Source organism: Streptomyces sp. NBC_00209, assembly GCF_045206345.1.
Classification (GTDB): Bacteria; Actinomycetota; Actinomycetes; order Streptomycetales; family Streptomycetaceae; genus Streptomyces.
This window is the reverse complement of record NZ_CP108121.1, coordinates 5132078-5147818: the sequence shown is the minus strand read 5'-3', so window position 1 is coordinate 5147818 and position 15741 is coordinate 5132078. Positions and strand designations below refer to the sequence as shown.

The window sequence follows — 15741 nt, the reverse complement described above, 5'->3', positions numbered from 1 at the left end:
AGGGCGAGTGGCGGCAGACGAGTCGGGCTGTACGCCGGGTTCTGTCGCCCGGTCGCCTCGCGGCGGCCGGGGAGACGGCCATCCATCTAGGACCGGCATTGCTGCCGGCCTCGTGCGGTCTACCCGCGAACTCGGGCGGGCAGCCCTCGAACGTTCGCGCAGGGCCGTCTCGCGACGGCCCCTCTTGACCTTGCTCCGGGTGGGGTTTACCTAGCCGCCTGGGTCGCCCCAGGCGCTGGTGGTCTCTTACACCACCGTTTCACCCTTACCCGGGACCGAGGTCCCGGGCGGTCTCTTCTCTGTGGCACTGTCCCGCGGGTCACCCCGGGTGGCCGTTAGCCATCACCCTGCCCTGTGGAGCCCGGACGTTCCTCGGGAGGATCCGAGGATCCCCACGCGGCCGTCCGCCCGGCTCGTCTGCCGTAGGGCCATGCTACCCGGCCGGTCAGAGGCGGCTCGACGCCAGTGCCGTGATGCCCGCCGTCCAGGCCGTGGTGACGGACTCCGGGGTGGGGAAGCGGTCGTTCAGCTCCATCATGACCATGCCGTGGGCGAAGGCCCAGGCCGCGCGGGCCAGGTGGTCGTCGGGGGCCAGGGCGCGGAAGAGGGGGGCGGCGGCGCGGTCCTCCAAGTGGTGGGGGTGGGGGCGGGACGTGGTGAGGCGGTAGAGGTGGGGGTGGGCCAGGGCGTGGGCGCGGTAGGCCGTGGCCAGGGCCGGGAAGGAGCCCGGGGCAGCCGTCTCCGCCGCTTCCAGGGCCTCGGCGGTCTCCGTCAGCATCGCGTCGGCCAGCGCGTCGACCACCGAGGACTTGTCCGGGAAGTGCTTGTAGAGGGACGGGGCCGTGATGCCCAGCAGGCCCGCGAGCCGGCGCATGGTCAGCGCCTCCGGGCCCTCCTGCTCCAGGAGCATGCGGGCGGCGGCCAGGATCTGGTGCTGGCGGGCACGGTCGGTCACGCCGGTCCTTCCGTCGTACGGGCGCGGGGCGCGGAGGCCGGACTCGCGATCGTACGAGACGCCGTCAGGTCGGAACGAACAGGGCCTTCGCCGTGCCCGGGGCGGCCTGGGCCAGGCGGACCCGCAGGCGCTCGCCCAGGGGCAGGGGCGCGGTGCCCTCGACGCGGGCGACGATCGCCGGGGCGTCGATGTGGACGGTGCCGGTGGCCGGTTCGTTCTCCTTCACGTCCACCACGTAACCGTCGAAGACCTCGCCCACCCGGTCCTTGAGCAGCGCCGCCTCGACCAGGTCCACGGACTCCCGCTCCACGGTGTTGGCGCGGCGCGTGCCCTCCGCCATCTCCTGGGGCAGCGCGGGCAGGGCGGCCAGGACCCATTCCGGCGGGTCCCGGTCCTCGCAGGCCGCGACGCACAGCTCGGAGGCGTAACGGTCCACGAGGCGGCGCAACGGCGCCGTGCAGTGCGTGTACAGGTCCGCCACCGCCGCGTGCACGGCGGGTACCGGCAGGTCACCGCCGTCGAAGACCGTGTAGCCCGCGCCGCGCAGCAGCGTCGTGCAGTCCTGGAGGAACGCCGCGTGGTCCGTGCGCCCCGCGTCGAGCGAGCGGACGAGCCGGTCGTACGGGACGTGGTGCGGCCAGTCGATGTGCAGGGCCTCGGCGCTGCGCCGCAGCCGGGCCACCGCGCCGTCGGGCGCGACCGGCAGCGTACGCAGGATGCCGGTGCCGCTCTCCGCCATGAGGTGGGCCGCCGCCATGCCGGTGAGCAGGGAGACCTGGGCGTTCCAGCCGTCGGCGGGGAGCGGGGCGCGGTAGGCCAGGCCGTAGCGGCCGTCTTGCTCGGTGATCTCCTGCTCGGGCACATGGAGCGAGATGCCGCCCCGGGCCACTTCCTGCTCCTCGCGGAGCGTGCCGATGTCCCGGAGCAGGGCGAGGGGTTCCTCCGCGGTGCCCGCGTCGATCTGCCGCTGCACGCCCGCGTAGTCCAGCTTGGCGCGGCTGCGTACGAGGGCCCTGCGCACCCGGGTCGCGACCGCCGCGCCCTCCGGGTCGAGGTCGATCTCCCACAGGACCGCGGGGCGGACCCGGCCCGGCAGCAGGCTGGCGGCGTCCTCGGACAGGACCTCCGGGTGGAGCGGCACCCGGCCGTCCGGGAAGTAGAGCGTCGTCACCCGGCGGTGGGCCTCGGTGTCGAGCGCGCCGCCGGGGCGCACGAACGCGGCCACGTCCGCGATGGCGTAGTGCACGCGGTAGCCGTGGGCGCGGCGTTCCAGGTGCATCGCCTGGTCGAGGTCCGTGGAGGTGGGCGGGTCGATGGTGAGGAAGGGGAGGTCCGTCGCGTCCGCGTGCCCGGCGAGCTCCGGGCTCCGCGCGGCGTCCGCCGCCTCGGCGAGCGCCTCGGGCGGGAAGTCGTCGGGGAGCGACAGCTCGGTGCGCAGGCCGCGCAGGGCCGCCCGCAGCGGGGTCTCGGCTGCGCCGGTCATGTGCAGATGGCGGCGGGGCATGGTCCCGAGCGTAGGGCGGGGCACGGAACGCGGCATTCCGAACGGAGGGCTTTGTGCCCGTACGGGGTGCCCCTCCGCCCCGTACGAACAGCCCCTCCGCCCCCGTACGCTGACCTGGGGCATCCGTGCGGTCCGCACACCGCCGCGCCTCTTCCCCGTACGTACGAAGGAGAACCGCCGTGCTCGTGCTGTTGCCGCCCTCCGAAGGAAAGGCCGCCTCGGGGCGCGGGGCACCCCTGAAGCCCGAGTCCCTGTCGCTGCCCGGTCTCGCCGGGGCGCGGGCGGAGGCGCTGGAAGCGCTCGTGGAGCTGTGCGTGGCCGACGAGGAGAAGGCGCGGGAGGTGCTGGGGCTCAGCGAGGGGCTGCGGGGCGAGATCGCGAAGAACGCGGAGCTGCGGACGGCGGGGACGCGTCCTGCCGGGGAGCTGTACACGGGTGTGCTGTACGACGCCCTCGGCCTGGACTCGCTCGACACGGCCGCCCGCCGCCTCGCCGGGAAGTCGTTGCTGGTGTTCTCCGGGCTGTGGGGCGCGGTGCGGGTGGGCGACCGGATTCCGCCGTACCGCTGCTCGATGGGCGTGAAGCTGCCCGGGCCCGGCGCGCTCGGGGCGTTCTGGCGTACGCCGATGGCGGAGGTGATGCCGGAGGCGGCGGGCGACGGGCTCGTGCTGGACCTGCGCTCGTCCGCGTACACGGCGGCGTGGAAGCCGAAGGGGGCGGTCGCGGAGCGCACGGCGAGCGTGCGGGTGCTCCACGCGCAGCTCGTGGACGGGGTGGAGAAGCGGTCCGTGGTCAGCCACTTCAACAAGGCCACCAAGGGCCGCATGGTGCGCGACCTGCTGCTCGCGGGCGCCCGCCCGGCCGGCCCCGCCGAGCTGGTCACCGCCCTGCGGGACCTGGGGTACACCGTCGAGGCCGAGGCGCCCACCCGGGCGGGGCGGCCGTGGCAGCTCGATGTGGTCGTCGCGGAGATCCACTGACCCTACGTTGCATCCTCCGCAACGGTCGTTGCGTACTGCGCCGCACACCGGGCAGGATGGGCGCATGACCTCCTCCGTGCTGGACCTCGCCCCCGTCGTGCCCGTCGTCGTCCTGGAGGACGCGGCCGACGCGGTGCCGCTCGCCCGGGCCCTGGTCGCGGGCGGGCTTCCGGCGATCGAGGTGACCCTGCGCACCGCCGCCGCCCTGGACGCGATCCGGGCGATCGCGGCGGAGGTCCCGGACGCGGTCGTCGGGGCGGGCACGGTGATCTCGGCGCGGAACGTGGCGGACACCGTGGCGGCGGGGGCCCGGTTCCTGGTCAGCCCCGGCTGGACGGACGCGCTGCTGGACGCGATGAAGGGCTCCGGGCTGCCGTTCCTGCCGGGCGTCTCGACCACCTCCGAGGTGGTCGCGCTGCTGGAGCGCGGGGTCACCGAGATGAAGTTCTTCCCGGCCGAGGCGGCGGGCGGCACGGCCTATCTCAAGGCGCTCTCCGCCCCGCTCCCCCAGGCCCGGTTCTGCCCGACGGGCGGCATCTCGGCCGCCTCCGCGCCCGCGTACCTGGCGCTGCCCAACGTCGGCTGCGTGGGCGGGAGCTGGATGGTCCCGGGAGACGCGGTGGCGGCCCGGGACTGGGCGCGCGTGGAGCGGCTGGCCGCCGGGGCGGCGGCGCTGAGGGGCTGAACGGGGCGGCGGGAGAACCCGTCGTACCTCGTTGTGCATGCTCCCCGGTATTCGGGGCACGACCTCTACAGGGGACGTAGCCCGCATGCCGGGTGACCCGGGTTCCGGCCGGTAATCCCCCGACCCGCCGGAACCGCCTCGGCCCCACCGGCCTTCCCCCCGCCGGTGGGGCCGAGTGCTGTCCCGGTGCCTCTATCGCAGGTGGGACGTGTCGTTCAGCAGGCGTACGGAGGCGTTGCCGTCGGCGTAGTACGCGACGGCCGAGACGGACGCCGCCGACAGCTCCATCCGGAACAGCGCCTCCGGGGGCGCTCCCAGGGCGAGCCGGACCAGGGTCTTGATCGGGGTGACGTGCGTGACGACGAGGACCGTGCGCCCCGCGTACCGCGTGACGAGGCCGTCCCGGGCGGCCGCCACGCGGTCGGCGACCTCCGTGAAGCTCTCGCCGCCGCCCGTGGGGGCCGCGTCCGGGGAGGCGAGCCAGGCGTCCAGGTCGGCTCCGTACCGCTCCCTGACCTCGCCGAACGTGAGCCCTTCCCAGGCCCCGAAGTCCGTCTCGCGCAGCCCGTCCTCGACGCGGACCTCCAGGCCGAGCCGGGCCGCGACCGCGCCGGCCGTCTCGCGGCAGCGGCGCAGCGGTGAGCTGACGATCTCCTGCACGGTGCCGCGGGCGGCGAACGCCGAGGCGGCGCGCTCGGCCTGGTCCAGGCCCGCCGGGGACAGCTCGGGGTCGGTGCCGCCGCTTCCGGAGAACCGCTTCTGCGGGGTGAGGGCCGTCTCGCCGTGCCGCAGCAGGACGAGGGTGGCGGGCGCGCCCAGGTCGGGCGCCGAGCCCCAGCCCACCTGCGGGGTGACGGGGTCGGAGGCCACCGGGGTGCGCGGGGTGTCCAGGGCGGCCGTGGACGCCGAGGGCTCCCACCGGTCGCCGCGCCGGCCCGCGTCCATGGCCTCGTTGGCCAGCCGGTCGGCGTGCTTGTTCCGCTCGCGCGGGATCCACTCGTAGGTGAGGTCCGCGCCGGGCAGGACCGCCGCCGCCTCGGCCGCGAGCGGCTTCATGTCCGGGTGCTTGATCTTCCAGCGGCCGGACATCTGCTCCACGACGAGCTTGGAGTCCATCCGGACGCGCACCTGGACGCCGGTGCCCACCGGGCCGTCCGCGAGCAGGGCGCCCACCGCGCGGAGGCCGGCGACGAGGCCCTTGTACTCGGCGACGTTGTTGGTCGCGACGCCGATGTACTCGGCGGTCTCGGCCAGCGTCTCGCCGGTGTCCGGGTCGATGACGACCGCGCCGTAGCCGGCGGGGCCCGGGTTGCCCCGGGAGCCGCCGTCGGCCTCGATCACGAACCGGCGCGGCAGGCTCACTACAGGCCCGAGTCGGCGGTGCGGACCAGGATGCGGCGGCAGTTCTCGCAGCGCAGCACCGTGTCCGAGGACGCGGCCTTCACGTCGTTGATCTCGGTGATGTTGAGCTCCAGGCGGCAGCCCTCGCAGCGGCGCTGGTAGAGGCGGGCGGCGCCCACCCCGCCCTGCTGGGTGCGGAGCTTGTCGTACAGCTTCAGCAGGTCGGCGGGGACCGAGCCGGCGACGACCTCGCGCTCCTTGGTGACCGTGGCGGCCTCCGCGTCGAGCTCCTGGGTCGCGGCGTCGCGACGGGCGGTGGCGTCGTCCACCTTGGCCTGCACGGCGGCGACCCGGTCGGTCAGCTCGGAGACGCGCTCCTGCGCGGACTCGCGGCGCTCCATGATCTCCAGGACGACGTCCTCCAGGTCGCCCTGGCGCTTGGCGAGCGAGGTGATCTCGCGCTGGAGGCTCTCCAGGTCCTTCGGCGAGGTGACCGCGCCGGAGTTCAGGCGCTGCTGGTCGCGGGCGGCGCGCTGGCGGACCTGGTCGACGTCCTGCTCGGCCTTGGTCTGCTCGCGGGCGGTGTCGCTCTCCTCGGTGGTCGAGGCGACGAGCAGGTCGCGGAGCTGGGCGAGGTCGGCCGTCAGCGACTCGATCTCGGCGTGCTCGGGCAGGGACGTGCGGCGGTGCGCGAGCTGGGAGAGGCGCTGGTCGAGCGCCTGGACGTCGAGAAGTCGGATCTGGTCGGCGGGCGCGGCGTTCAGTTGGGGGCTCCAGAAGAGTGGTGGGCGGTCCAGGGGTCGGTGACCTGCTTCGAGACGTGGACCCTCAGGTCCCATCCGAGGCGGTCGGAAATCGCTTCGAGCTGTGCCGCGGCCTGCTCGCACCACGGCCACTCGGTGGCCCAGTGTGCGGCATCGACCAGGCCGAGCGGCGAGTGCTGGGTGGCCTCGGAGGCCGGGTGGTGGCGCAGGTCGGCGGTGAGGAAGGCGTCCACACCGGCGGCGCGCACCGCGTCGAAGAGGCTGTCGCCGGAGCCGCCGCTCACCGCGACGGTGCGCACCAGCGCGTCCGGGTCGCCGGCGAGGCGGACGCCCTGCGCGGTGGCGGGCAGCCGGGCGGCGGCGCGGGCGGCGAACGCGCCCAGGGTCTCGGGGTGGTCGAGCACGCAGATCCGGCCGAGCCCCCGGCGGCCGGCCGGGTCCGCCGGGTCCGGGACGAGGGGGCGCTCGACGCGCAGGTCGAGGGTGGCGGCCAGGGCGTCGGAGACGCCGGGGTCGGCGGTGTCGGCGTTGGTGTGGGCCACGTGCAGCGCGATGCCGTCGCGGATCATCGTGTGCACGACGCGGCCCTTGAAGGTGTCCGCCGCGACCGTCGTCGTACCGCGCAGGTAGAGCGGGTGGTGGGTCACGACGAGGTGCGCGCCCAGCTCCTTCGCCTCGTCGGCGATCTCCCGGACGGGGTCGACGGCGAAGAGCACCCGGTGGATCTCGGTGTCCGGATCACCGCAGACGGTGCCGACCGCGTCCCATCCTTCGGCCCGCTCGGGCGGCCAGAGAGCGTCGAGCTCGGAGATGACTTCAGACAGACGGGGCACGGAGGAAAGGCTACCTGCCCGCCGCGCCCCGGGGAGCCCCGGGAACGGGCCGCCCGCAGCCCGGCCCCGTACAGCACACGCACCCTCGGTCGTACAGCGAAATCCGGCCATCACCACCCTTATGTGTGAAGTGGGGGAGGTCGTGTTGTTCGGCTGGAAGTGCGAAAACTAGCTTCGGTTGCCGGAGGTGATGAGTCGATGACTGCCTGTGCCATCGAGGACGGGACCACCACGGGTGACGACGGACCGGCGAAGCCCGGTCCCGGCGATCCCGCGGGGGGCGTCGCGGAGACCGGCCCGACGGAGGACGACCCGGCGCCGGAGGCGGTCGTGCCGGCCGCCGTGCCTGCGGCGGACGCCCCCGCCGAAACGGTTCTGCCCGCCTTCACGCTCACCGCCGACGGCGCGTACGGTGCCCGGCTCACCGCTGCCCCGGTGCCCGGCGCCGACACCGCCTGGTACGCCGAGCGCTGGACGCTCGACGGGCCCGAGCCGTATGCCGTGCCGCTGCCCACCGACCAGCCGGAGGAGGCCGAGGCGCAGGTGGTGCCGCTGGCCGACGGGCGGGTGCTGATCCGGCGCCGGGTCGCCGAGCGGCACACCTTCTCGCTGCTCTATCCGACCGGCCCCGGCACCGGCGAGCTGCCGCTCGGGGCCGTCGAGCGGGACACGCTCGCCCTGCTGCCGCCTTCTCCGGACGGGGTGAGCGCGTACGCCCTGGCGGTCGGCGCGTACTCCACGGAGCTGTGGCGGGTGGCGGGCGGGGCGGCCGGGCCCGAGCACCTCGCGGACCTGCCGGGGCGCTGCTCCGGCGGCGTCTGGCTGGACCGGGCGGGCCGGCTGCTCGCCCTCGACCGGGAACCTGCGGGCGGCGGTCCGGTGAAGACGGTCGCGGTGGACCTGGGGCGGGGCACCGAGATGACCCCGCTGCTCCAGATCGCGCCGGACAGCGACGACCGGCTGCTGCTCGCGGACCCGGACAGCGGGCTGCTGCTGATCCGCTCGGACGCGCCCGGCCACGACCGGCTCGGCTGGGGCGTGCTCGGCAGCTGCCTGCCGGTGCGGTTCCCGGACTGCCTGCGGCTGCCGGACTGCTCGGTGGAGCCGTTCGCCGTGCAGCCGGGGCAGATGCTGATGCCGGAGAGCTGTGCGGTGGCCCTCAGGATCGACGGGGCGGCGGGCAGCTGGATCGGCCTGTGGCGTCCGTCGGGCCGCCGGCTGCACCAGCTCGCGGCGCCCGGGGGCTGGCTGGCGGGCAGCGGGGTCTGGTCGCGGGACGGGGTGCTGAAACTCCCTTACGCGGACGGGGACACGGCCTGCGCGGTGGCGCTGCTGGAGATGCCGGAGGAGGCGGAGTTCGCGGACGACGCAAGGGGCAGGCAACCTTCCGAGCCATCGGTGAATCCTCCTGTGTGTACACCGGTTCCACTGGGGCAGGCGCCTCTCGTGGGGCGTACGGTCCCTGACTAAGCTGGGGCCGGGCTCACGCACCGTTCGCCTCGGTCACCGAACGTGCCCTTTTACCGGACGGGCGGCGGCGTGACGCTCCGGTCGGCACACACGTAAGCGATCACAACGGGGTGACTTCCCACATGTCTGAAGCCCGCACCGACACGACCCAGACGTTCCCGCCCGCGGCGGACGCGCGGCGGGGCGACGCCGGCGGCTCCGGAAAGCACCGAGGGGGTGTGGCGACGGACGACACGACGGCAGCGCCGGCCGGCCGTCATCGCCGCCCCGCCGAGGAGAGCGGCGCGGCAGCGGCCTGACCCGCCGCATCGAGGAGGGGAAAGCGGTGCCCCCGCCGCCCGGGAGACCATCCGTGGCGGCGGGGGCACCGCTCCGTCCGCCCACGGAAGCGACCGGAGGCGGAGCCGGAAGCGACCGGAAGCACAGCCGGAAGCGGACCCTCCGGATCCGCGATGACAAATGTCATGGCGGACCGCGTACATATACCTCTGCCGCCGCCTGCTCACGCTGCGTAACGTCGTAGACATGACGCAGACAAGGGACGACGAGGCCGCGGTGGTCTTCACCGGGGCGGTGAAGACGTTCGGGCGGACCGGGCGGAGCGTCCGGGCCGTCGACGGGGTGGACGTGCGGATCGGGCGCGGCGAGACCGTGGCCCTGCTGGGGCGCAACGGGGCGGGGAAGTCCACCGCCATCTCGCTGCTGCTCGGGCTGAACGAGCCGGACGAGGGGGCCGTGCGGGTCCTGGGCCGCTCCCCCGAGCAGGCGGTGCGGGCGGGGCTGGTCGGCGCCATGCTCCAGGAGGGGCGGCCGATACCCAGGGTGACCGTGCGCGAGCTGGTCGCCTTCGTCGCCTCGACCTACCCGCGTCCGCTGCCGGTCGCCGAGGCGCTGGCCCTGGCGGGGGTGACGGAGTACGCGGACCGGCGCATCGACAAGCTCTCGGGCGGCCAGACCCAGCGGGTGCGGTTCGCCGTGGCGCTGGCCGGGAATCCCGAGCTGATCGTGCTGGACGAGCCGACCGCGGCGCTGGACGTGGAGGGGCGGCGCGCGTTCTGGGACTCGATGCGGGCCTACGCCCGGCGCGGCAACACCGTGCTCTTCTCCACGCACTATCTGGAGGAGGCCGACGAGAACGCGGACCGGATCGTCGTCATCGACCGGGGCCGGATCGTCGCGGACGGCAGCGGCGAGGCGATCAAGGACGCGGCCGGGCACAGCCAGGTCTCCTTCGACCTCGCGGGCCGCTCCACCGAGGGCCTGGACCGGCTGCCCGGTGTCGTCGGCGTCGAGGTGACCGGCGACCGCGCCCTGCTGCGCACCGACGACTCGGACGCGACGGTCGTGGAGCTGGCCGGGCTGGGCCTGGTCCGGGGCCTCCAGGTCTCCCGGGCCACGCTGGAGACCGCCTTCCTGGCGCTCACCGCGCCCGGGGAGCGCGCGCCCGCCGACACCGCAAGGCCCGCCGACACCGCCCCGCCCGGGGACACCGCTCGCGCGAGCACCGCGCCCAGCACCGAGAAGGAGACCGTCTGATGTTCCGTTACATCCTGCTCGAAATGCGCCGGACCCTGCGCGACGCCGGATTCCTGATCTTCGGCACGGGCATGCCGGTGATGATGTATCTGATCTTCACCAACATCGGCGACGACAGCGCCGACGGCTGGAAGACCGCGTCCATGGTCGGCATGGCCGCGTACGGCGCGCTCGGCTCCGCGATGTCGATCGGTACGGGCGTCGCCTCCGACAAGTCCCTCGGCTGGCTGCAGCAGTTGAGGATCACCCCGCTCTCCCCGTCGCACGCGGTGGTGGGCCGGGCGGTCAGCGGATCGGTGACCGTGCTGCCGGTGATCCTGACCGTGCTGCTGGCGGGCGGCCTGCTCAACGGGGTGCGGATGGCGGCCTGGCAGTGGGCGGTGCTGGTGCTGCTGCTGTGGATCGGCGCGCTGCCCTTCACCCTGCTCGGCCTGGGCAACGGCTACCGGCTCACCCCCCAGGGCACGGGCGTCGTCAACGTCGCCTGCCTGATGGGCTTCGGGGTCGTCGGCGGGCTGTGGTTCCCGCTGGAGATGCTGCCCGAGTGGCTGCGCTCGGTCGGCCGGTTCACACCGGCCAACCGGTTCGCGGACCTGGGCTGGGCGACGACGGACGGGCACGCGCCGGGCGCCATGACCCTGGGCGTGCTCGCCGCGTGGCTCCTGCTGTTCGGCGCGTACGCGGTGATCTCGTACCGTCGGTCCGCCAGGACCGTGTGACGGGAGCGAACATGCCGGGGACCGGACGACCATCGTTCAGGGAGCGCCGCCGGATGCGGAAGGAGAACCGCAGGCCGGGACCGCCCTCGCCGTACGCCCTGCTGCCGTGGCTGCTGATGGGGCTCGGCGCCTTCTCCAACCTCTTCCAGGGCGAGACCCCCACCCCGTGGATCGCCGGAGCCGGCCTGCTGGCCTTCAACTCGCTCTACATCTCCGTGGTGTTCCGGGGCTTCAGCAAGGAGAAGCGGGAGAGCCCGGTGACGTACGTCCTGCTGGGCGCGCTGGCCGCGGTCACCTTCGCCCTGGCCATCGGTTACGGGGGCAGCTGGCTGCTGTTCTTCCCGCTGCTCTCGCTGGCCGCCGGCACCGTCCTGCGCCACCGTCTGCTGGCGGTCGGACTGCTCGGGCTCGCGGTCGCCGCGTGCGCGGTCGCGGTCTGGCGCGACGACAGCGCCTCGCCGCCGTGGACGCTGGGGTACGGGACGTTCATCTCCGGGGCCGTGACGTCCGCGATCCTCCGGCTGGCGGAGACCGTGACGGAGCTGCGGGCCACCCGGCAGGAGCTGGCCCGGGCCGCCGTCGAGCAGGAGCGGCTGCGGTTCTCGCGGGACCTGCACGACCTGCTGGGCCACACGCTCTCGGTCATCGTGGTGAAGTCGGAGGCCGCGCGCCGGCTCGCCCCGCGCGACGTGGACGCGGCGCTGTCCCAGGTCGCCGACATCGAGTCCGTCGGGCGGCAGGCGCTCACCGAGATCCGCGAGGCCGTCACCGGTTACCGCGAGGGCAGCCTCGCGACCGAGCTGGACCGGGCCAGATCCGCGCTGACCGCCGCCGCGGTCGAACCGGTCGTCCGGCGCTCCGGGCCGCCGCTCTCCCCGCAGACCGAGGCGCTGCTGGGCTGGGTGGTGCGGGAGGCCGTCACCAACGTGGTGCGGCACTCGACGGCGACGCGCTGCGTGTTCGAGGTGGCCGGCACGGGCGAGAAGGTCCGGCTCACGGTGACCGACGACGGCCGGGGCAGACCCGAGGGCCCCGCGCCCACCCCGGGCATCGGCGGCACCGGTCTGAAGGGGCTCACCGAACGGCTCGCGGCGGCGGGCGGCTCCCTGGTGGCGGGCCCCGGCCCGGACGGCGGCTTCGTGGTGACCGCCGAACTCCCGGTGGACGCGGGCGGCGAGGAGGACGGCGACGCGGCGCCGGTGCCCGGAGCCGGGGACGGCCCGGCCTGCTCGCCTACCCTGGGCCGGTGAACGAGATGCCTCAGGAGCACCCCCCGGCCACGTCCGTCCGCGTCCTGCTCGCCGAGGACCAGGGGATGATGCGCGGCGCGCTCGCCCTGCTGCTCGGGCTCGAACCGGACATCGAGGTGGTGGCCCAGGTCGGCGCGGGCGACGAGATCGTGGCGGCCGCGCTGGCCTCCCGGCCGGACGTGGCGCTGCTGGACATCGAGCTGCCGGGGCGCAGCGGTCTGGACGCGGCGGCCGACCTGCGCGAGGAGGTCCCGGACTGCCGGGTGCTGATCCTCACCACCTTCGGCCGGCCCGGATATCTGCGCCGGGCGATGGAGGCGGGGGCGGCGGGCTTCCTGGTGAAGGACGGCCCGGTCGAGGATCTGGCCGAGGCGATCCGCCGGGTGCTCGCCGGGGAGACGGTGGTCGATCCGGCCCTGGCGGCCGCCGCGCTCAGCTCGGGGGCGAGTCCGCTGACCGCGCGGGAGCGGGACGCGCTGGTCGCTTCGGCGGATGGGGCGACGGTCGCCGACATCGCCGCCAAACTGCATCTGTCAGAATCAACGGTCCGCAATTACCTTTCGTCGGCGATCGGCAAGACGGGCACCCGCAACCGCATGGAGGCGGTCCGCGCGGCCCGGCAGCAGGGCTGGCTCTGACCGCGTCCGCGCTTCGTCCGCACTCAGGGACCCGGTCACCTCATGCCGTCTCACATATCCGCGCCCCGGCGCACTCCCCCGCTCTGGCTCATACCGGCGCTCTGGACCCTGGGCCTCGGGCTCTGGGGGCTCTCGCGGCAGGGCAGCCTGTGGCGGGACGAGGCGGCGACCTGGCAGGTGGCGCTGCGGTCCGCCGCGGACATACGGGCCATGCTGGCCCATGTCGACGCGGTCCACGGGCTCTACTACCTGCTGATGCACGGCCTCTTCGACTGGTTCGGGCCGACGACCACGACCCTGCGGCTGCCCTCCGTGCTGGCGATGGCGGGGGCGGCGGCCTGTGTGACGGTCATCGGGGAGCGGCTGGCCGGGAGAGGGGCGGGCCTGGGCGCCGGGATGGCGCTCGGCCTGCTGCCGGCCGTGCAGTTCTACCTCCAGGAGGGCCGCCCGTACGCGCTGGTCGCGGCGGGCGCCGGGGTCTCGACGCTGCTGCTGGTGACGCTGCTCGGCGGGCGCGACCGGTGGGGGCGCTGGGCGGCGTACGCGGGGACGGTGCTGGTCTGTGCGCTGCTGAACTGGTTCTCGCTGCTGATCCTGCCCGCGCACGCCGCGACGCTGGCGTGGAGCGGGGCCGGGCGCCGGATGTGGGCGCGCTGGACGGCGGCCTCGGCGGCGGCCGTGGCGGGGGCGCTGCCCCTGATCCTGTTCACCTCGGGCCAGTCGAGGCAGGTGTCCTGGATACCGCCGCTGACCTGGCACATGATGATCGGCCCCGCGGTGCTGCTGGCGGTCGGCGGCCTCGGGGCCCTGGTGGACCGGCCGGGCGGGCGCCGGCTCTCGGTGGCCTCGGTGGGGCTGCCGCTGCTGGCGGTCCCCCAGCTGGGTCTGGCCGCCGTCTCGCTGGACAAGCCGCTCTTCCTGGACCGTTACATCCTCTTCAGCCTGCTCGGCCTGGCGCTGCTCATCGGCTCCCTGCTGGGCGCGGCGGTACGGGTCGTGGCGCCCCGGTTCCCGGCGGCGGCGCGGTGGCTCGTACCGGTGCTGCTGGCCTGCGCGGTGGCGGCGCTGCTGCCGCAGGCGCTGGCCAAGCGGTCGCCGTCGAGCCGGGTGGACGACGTGCTGGCCATGACGGCGGACGTGCGCCGGATGAAGGAACCGGGCACCGCGGTGGTGTTCCTGCCCGGTGCCCGGCGCGACGCGGAGCTGGTCTCGCCCGAGGCGTTCAGCGGGCTCCGGGACATAGCGCTGGCCCGGAGCCCGCGCGCGTCCGGGACGCTGAACGGGGTGGAGGCGGAGCCGGCCCGGATCAGGGCCGCGATGCTCACCCAGCGCCGGATACTGCTGGTCACGGACGCACCGGAGGCGGCGCGTCCGGAGAACGGGCGGCGGGAGAAGGTGAAGGCGGCCGTCCTGAGGGACTACTTCACCGTGATCGAGGACGAGCGGGTGCGGGGGCGTCGGGTGACGCTGTACGCACGGAGGTAACGGCCTCACCCGCGACGCCGCTGACCCTCGCGGGTGAGGTCGTCAGGTGTTCCGGCCGGTGGCGCGGGAGCCACAGCAGCATCAGCAGCAGGCCGCCGAGCAGGACGGTGCCCGCCGTGCGGAAGGCCAGCGCGTAGCCGGCGGTGAGGGCGGCCGGGTCGGCCCCGCCCCCGGTGCGGGCGGCGGCGACCGTGGAGAGCACGGCGAGCCCGAGGGCGCCGCCCATGGTCCGCGAGGTGTTGACGAGCCCCGAGACTAGCCCGGCCTCCCCCGGCGCCGCGCCCGACGTGGCCAGCGAGGCGAGCGGGGTCGAGGCGAGCCCGGCACCGGCCATCATGAGCACGCCGGGCAGGCAGACCGCGGTGAGGTAGGAGCCGTGCGCGGTCATCGTGGACTGCCAGCCGAAGCCGGCCGCGGTGACGGCGGTGCCGATCAGCGCGAGGTTCTTCGCCCCGACGCGGACCATCAGCCGGGGCGCGCTCTTGGAGCCGATGACCACGGCCAGCGAGGACGGCATCAGGGCGAGCCCGGCCTCCAGCGCGCTGTAGTCCAGCACGTTCTGCGCGTACACCGTCATGAAGTACCACATGGAGAACGTGGCCGAGCCGATGACGAGCATCGCCGCGTTCGCGGATGCCACCGCCCGCGACCCCAGCACCCGCAAGGGCATCAGGGGCTTGGCCGTGCGCGTCTCCACGAGGGCGAACAGGGCGAGCAGCACGGGTCCGCCGAGCAGCGGGACCAGGGTCGCGGCATCGGTCCACCCCGCTTCCTCGGTCTGCACGATGCCGTACGCCGTGGAGGCGAGACCCGCCGTGACGAGGGCGGCGCCCAGCAGGTCGACGCGGCTGCGTCCGCCGGTGCGGCCCTCGGCGAGCCAGAGGGCGGCGCCGGTCAGCACGAGCACCCCGACGGGCACGTTGATCAGGAGCACCCAGCGCCAGGACAGCGCGTCGGTGAGCACGCCGCCGACGAGTCCGCCGGCCGCGCCGCCGCCCGCCCCGACCGCCATCCAGGTGCCGATGGCCTTGGCGCGGGCGGGGCCCTCGGGGACGGCGGCGGTGAGCAGGGTGAGGGTGGCGGGGGCGAGGACGGCGGCGCCGAGGCCCTGCGCGGCGCGGGCGGCGAGCAGCTGCCAGCCCTCCTGGGCGAGCCCGCCGGCCAGGGAGGCGGCGGTGAACAGGCCGAGGCCGACGAGGAACATCCGCTTGCGGCCGTACAGGTCGGCGGCGCGCCCGCCGAGCAGCATGAACCCGGCGAAGGCGATCGAGTACGCGTTGAGCACCCATTGAAGTCCGGTGGAGCTCAGCCCGAGGTCCGCGCGCATCGACGGGAGGGCGACGTTGACGACGGACACGTCGAGCACCACGAGGAACTGCCCGACACAGGCGGCGAGGATCACCGCCCAGGTGCGGACGGAGTTCCGGTCGGTGGGCGCTGCGAGCAGGGGGGCGTCGGCCATGGGCGTCATACTCGCAGCCCCGCTGTGCCCCGTACATCGGTTTCAGGTCGTCCCGCGCCTCGGTCCAGCGGCGTACGACCACAGGAATTGACGCGACGCCACATCGGCTGCGCACGCGC

At 74.6% G+C, this 15741-nt stretch carries 15 protein-coding genes and 1 other RNA gene; 9 read left to right on the top strand and 7 right to left on the bottom strand.

What is annotated here, in order from left to right:
• Positions 1-14 precede the first annotated feature (14 nt).
• The 3 genes from rnpB to OG867_RS23405 all read right to left on the bottom strand — a co-directional run bounded on the left by rnpB (position 15) and on the right by OG867_RS23405 (position 2438).
• Positions 15-416: RNase P RNA component class A (gene rnpB, locus OG867_RS23415), an RNA gene on the bottom strand.
• A gap of 29 nt (positions 417-445) precedes the next feature.
• Positions 446-955 carry a TetR/AcrR family transcriptional regulator gene (locus OG867_RS23410; protein WP_406288134.1) on the bottom strand — a complete coding sequence of 170 codons (510 nt, stop codon included), beginning with the start codon at positions 953-955 and terminating at the stop codon, positions 446-448.
• Between the two features lie 64 nt (positions 956-1019).
• Positions 1020-2438: an RNB domain-containing ribonuclease gene (locus tag OG867_RS23405; RefSeq protein WP_406291138.1), complete on the bottom strand. Its 1419-nt coding sequence runs from the start codon at positions 2436-2438 to the stop codon at positions 1020-1022.
• Positions 2439-2638: 200 nt separating this feature from the next.
• Here OG867_RS23405 and yaaA point away from each other — a divergent pair, with 200 nt between their 5' ends.
• A complete protein-coding gene (gene yaaA, locus OG867_RS23400; RefSeq protein ID WP_328899958.1) occupies positions 2639-3439 on the top strand; it encodes a peroxide stress protein YaaA in 801 nt (266 codons plus the stop codon).
• Between the two features lie 64 nt (positions 3440-3503).
• A complete protein-coding gene (gene eda, locus OG867_RS23395) occupies positions 3504-4124 on the top strand; it encodes a bifunctional 4-hydroxy-2-oxoglutarate aldolase/2-dehydro-3-deoxy-phosphogluconate aldolase (protein ID WP_328899959.1) in 621 nt (206 codons plus the stop codon).
• Positions 4125-4316: 192 nt separating this feature from the next.
• Here eda and OG867_RS23390 read toward each other — a convergent pair whose 3' ends face one another.
• Genes OG867_RS23390 through OG867_RS23380 form a run of 3 tightly spaced genes read right to left on the bottom strand, consistent with a single transcriptional unit; the run spans position 4317 to position 7062 of the window.
• Positions 4317-5486 carry a bifunctional RNase H/acid phosphatase gene (locus OG867_RS23390; RefSeq protein ID WP_328899960.1) on the bottom strand — a complete coding sequence of 390 codons (1170 nt, stop codon included), beginning with the start codon at positions 5484-5486 and terminating at the stop codon, positions 4317-4319.
• Positions 5486-6229 (bottom strand): zinc ribbon domain-containing protein, encoded by a 744-nt coding sequence (locus OG867_RS23385; protein ID WP_406291136.1) that lies wholly within the window; start codon positions 6227-6229, stop codon positions 5486-5488. The genes OG867_RS23390 and OG867_RS23385 overlap by 1 nt, the downstream gene beginning before the upstream one ends.
• On the bottom strand, positions 6226-7062 hold the full coding sequence (locus tag OG867_RS23380; RefSeq protein WP_406288130.1) for a Nif3-like dinuclear metal center hexameric protein: 837 nt from the start codon (positions 7060-7062) through the stop codon (positions 6226-6228). The genes OG867_RS23385 and OG867_RS23380 overlap by 4 nt, the downstream gene beginning before the upstream one ends.
• Before the next feature lie 198 nt (positions 7063-7260).
• Here OG867_RS23380 and OG867_RS23375 point away from each other — a divergent pair, with 198 nt between their 5' ends.
• From OG867_RS23375 to OG867_RS23345, 7 genes are all read left to right on the top strand, one after another.
• A complete protein-coding gene (locus tag OG867_RS23375) occupies positions 7261-8532 on the top strand; it encodes a hypothetical protein (protein WP_406288128.1) in 1272 nt (423 codons plus the stop codon).
• A gap of 122 nt (positions 8533-8654) precedes the next feature.
• Positions 8655-8831 (top strand): hypothetical protein, encoded by a 177-nt coding sequence (locus OG867_RS23370; RefSeq protein ID WP_328899963.1) that lies wholly within the window; start codon positions 8655-8657, stop codon positions 8829-8831.
• A 256-nt stretch (positions 8832-9087) separates the two neighbouring features.
• The gene (locus OG867_RS23365) at positions 9088-10068 is read left to right on the top strand and encodes an ABC transporter ATP-binding protein (protein WP_406291134.1); all 981 of its coding nucleotides are present in this window, start codon (positions 9088-9090) and stop codon (positions 10066-10068) included.
• Complete coding sequence (locus OG867_RS23360; protein WP_328899964.1) at positions 10068-10787, top strand: ABC transporter permease; 720 nt, start codon at positions 10068-10070, stop codon at positions 10785-10787. Before OG867_RS23365 ends, OG867_RS23360 begins: the two co-directional genes overlap by 1 nt.
• A 53-nt stretch (positions 10788-10840) precedes the next feature.
• Positions 10841-12037, top strand: coding sequence for a sensor histidine kinase (locus OG867_RS23355; RefSeq protein WP_406288124.1), 1197 nt, complete (start codon positions 10841-10843; stop codon positions 12035-12037).
• A 5-nt stretch (positions 12038-12042) separates the two neighbouring features.
• Positions 12043-12675 carry a response regulator transcription factor gene (locus tag OG867_RS23350; protein WP_328904307.1) on the top strand — a complete coding sequence of 211 codons (633 nt, stop codon included), beginning with the start codon at positions 12043-12045 and terminating at the stop codon, positions 12673-12675.
• A gap of 42 nt (positions 12676-12717) precedes the next feature.
• Positions 12718-14160: a hypothetical protein gene (locus OG867_RS23345; protein WP_406288121.1), complete on the top strand. Its 1443-nt coding sequence runs from the start codon at positions 12718-12720 to the stop codon at positions 14158-14160.
• On the opposite strand, the gene OG867_RS23340 is transcribed toward OG867_RS23345, so the two are convergent.
• Positions 14099-15622, bottom strand: a complete 1524-nt coding sequence (locus OG867_RS23340; protein ID WP_406288119.1) for an MFS transporter — start codon at positions 15620-15622, stop codon at positions 14099-14101. The two genes, OG867_RS23345 and OG867_RS23340, sit on opposite strands and share 62 nt — an antisense overlap.
• Between the last annotated feature and the right edge of the window lie 119 nt (positions 15623-15741).

Excerpts from the sequence above, each read along its gene's own strand:
- OG867_RS23405 (WP_406291138.1), bottom strand. The coding sequence starts at position 2,438 with ATGACCGGCGCAGCCGAGACCCCGCTGCGGGCGGCCCTGCGCGGCCTG.
- eda (WP_328899959.1), top strand. The coding sequence starts at position 3,504 with ATGACCTCCTCCGTGCTGGACCTCGCCCCCGTCGTGCCCGTCGTCGTC.
- OG867_RS23375 (WP_406288128.1), top strand. The coding sequence starts at position 7,261 with ATGACTGCCTGTGCCATCGAGGACGGGACCACCACGGGTGACGACGGA.
- OG867_RS23370 (WP_328899963.1), top strand. The coding sequence starts at position 8,655 with ATGTCTGAAGCCCGCACCGACACGACCCAGACGTTCCCGCCCGCGGCG.
- OG867_RS23360 (WP_328899964.1), top strand. The coding sequence starts at position 10,068 with ATGTTCCGTTACATCCTGCTCGAAATGCGCCGGACCCTGCGCGACGCC.
- OG867_RS23355 (WP_406288124.1), top strand. The coding sequence starts at position 10,841 with ATGCGGAAGGAGAACCGCAGGCCGGGACCGCCCTCGCCGTACGCCCTG.
- OG867_RS23350 (WP_328904307.1), top strand. The coding sequence starts at position 12,043 with ATGCCTCAGGAGCACCCCCCGGCCACGTCCGTCCGCGTCCTGCTCGCC.
- OG867_RS23345 (WP_406288121.1), top strand. The coding sequence starts at position 12,718 with ATGCCGTCTCACATATCCGCGCCCCGGCGCACTCCCCCGCTCTGGCTC.
- OG867_RS23340 (WP_406288119.1), bottom strand. The coding sequence starts at position 15,622 with ATGGCCGACGCCCCCCTGCTCGCAGCGCCCACCGACCGGAACTCCGTC.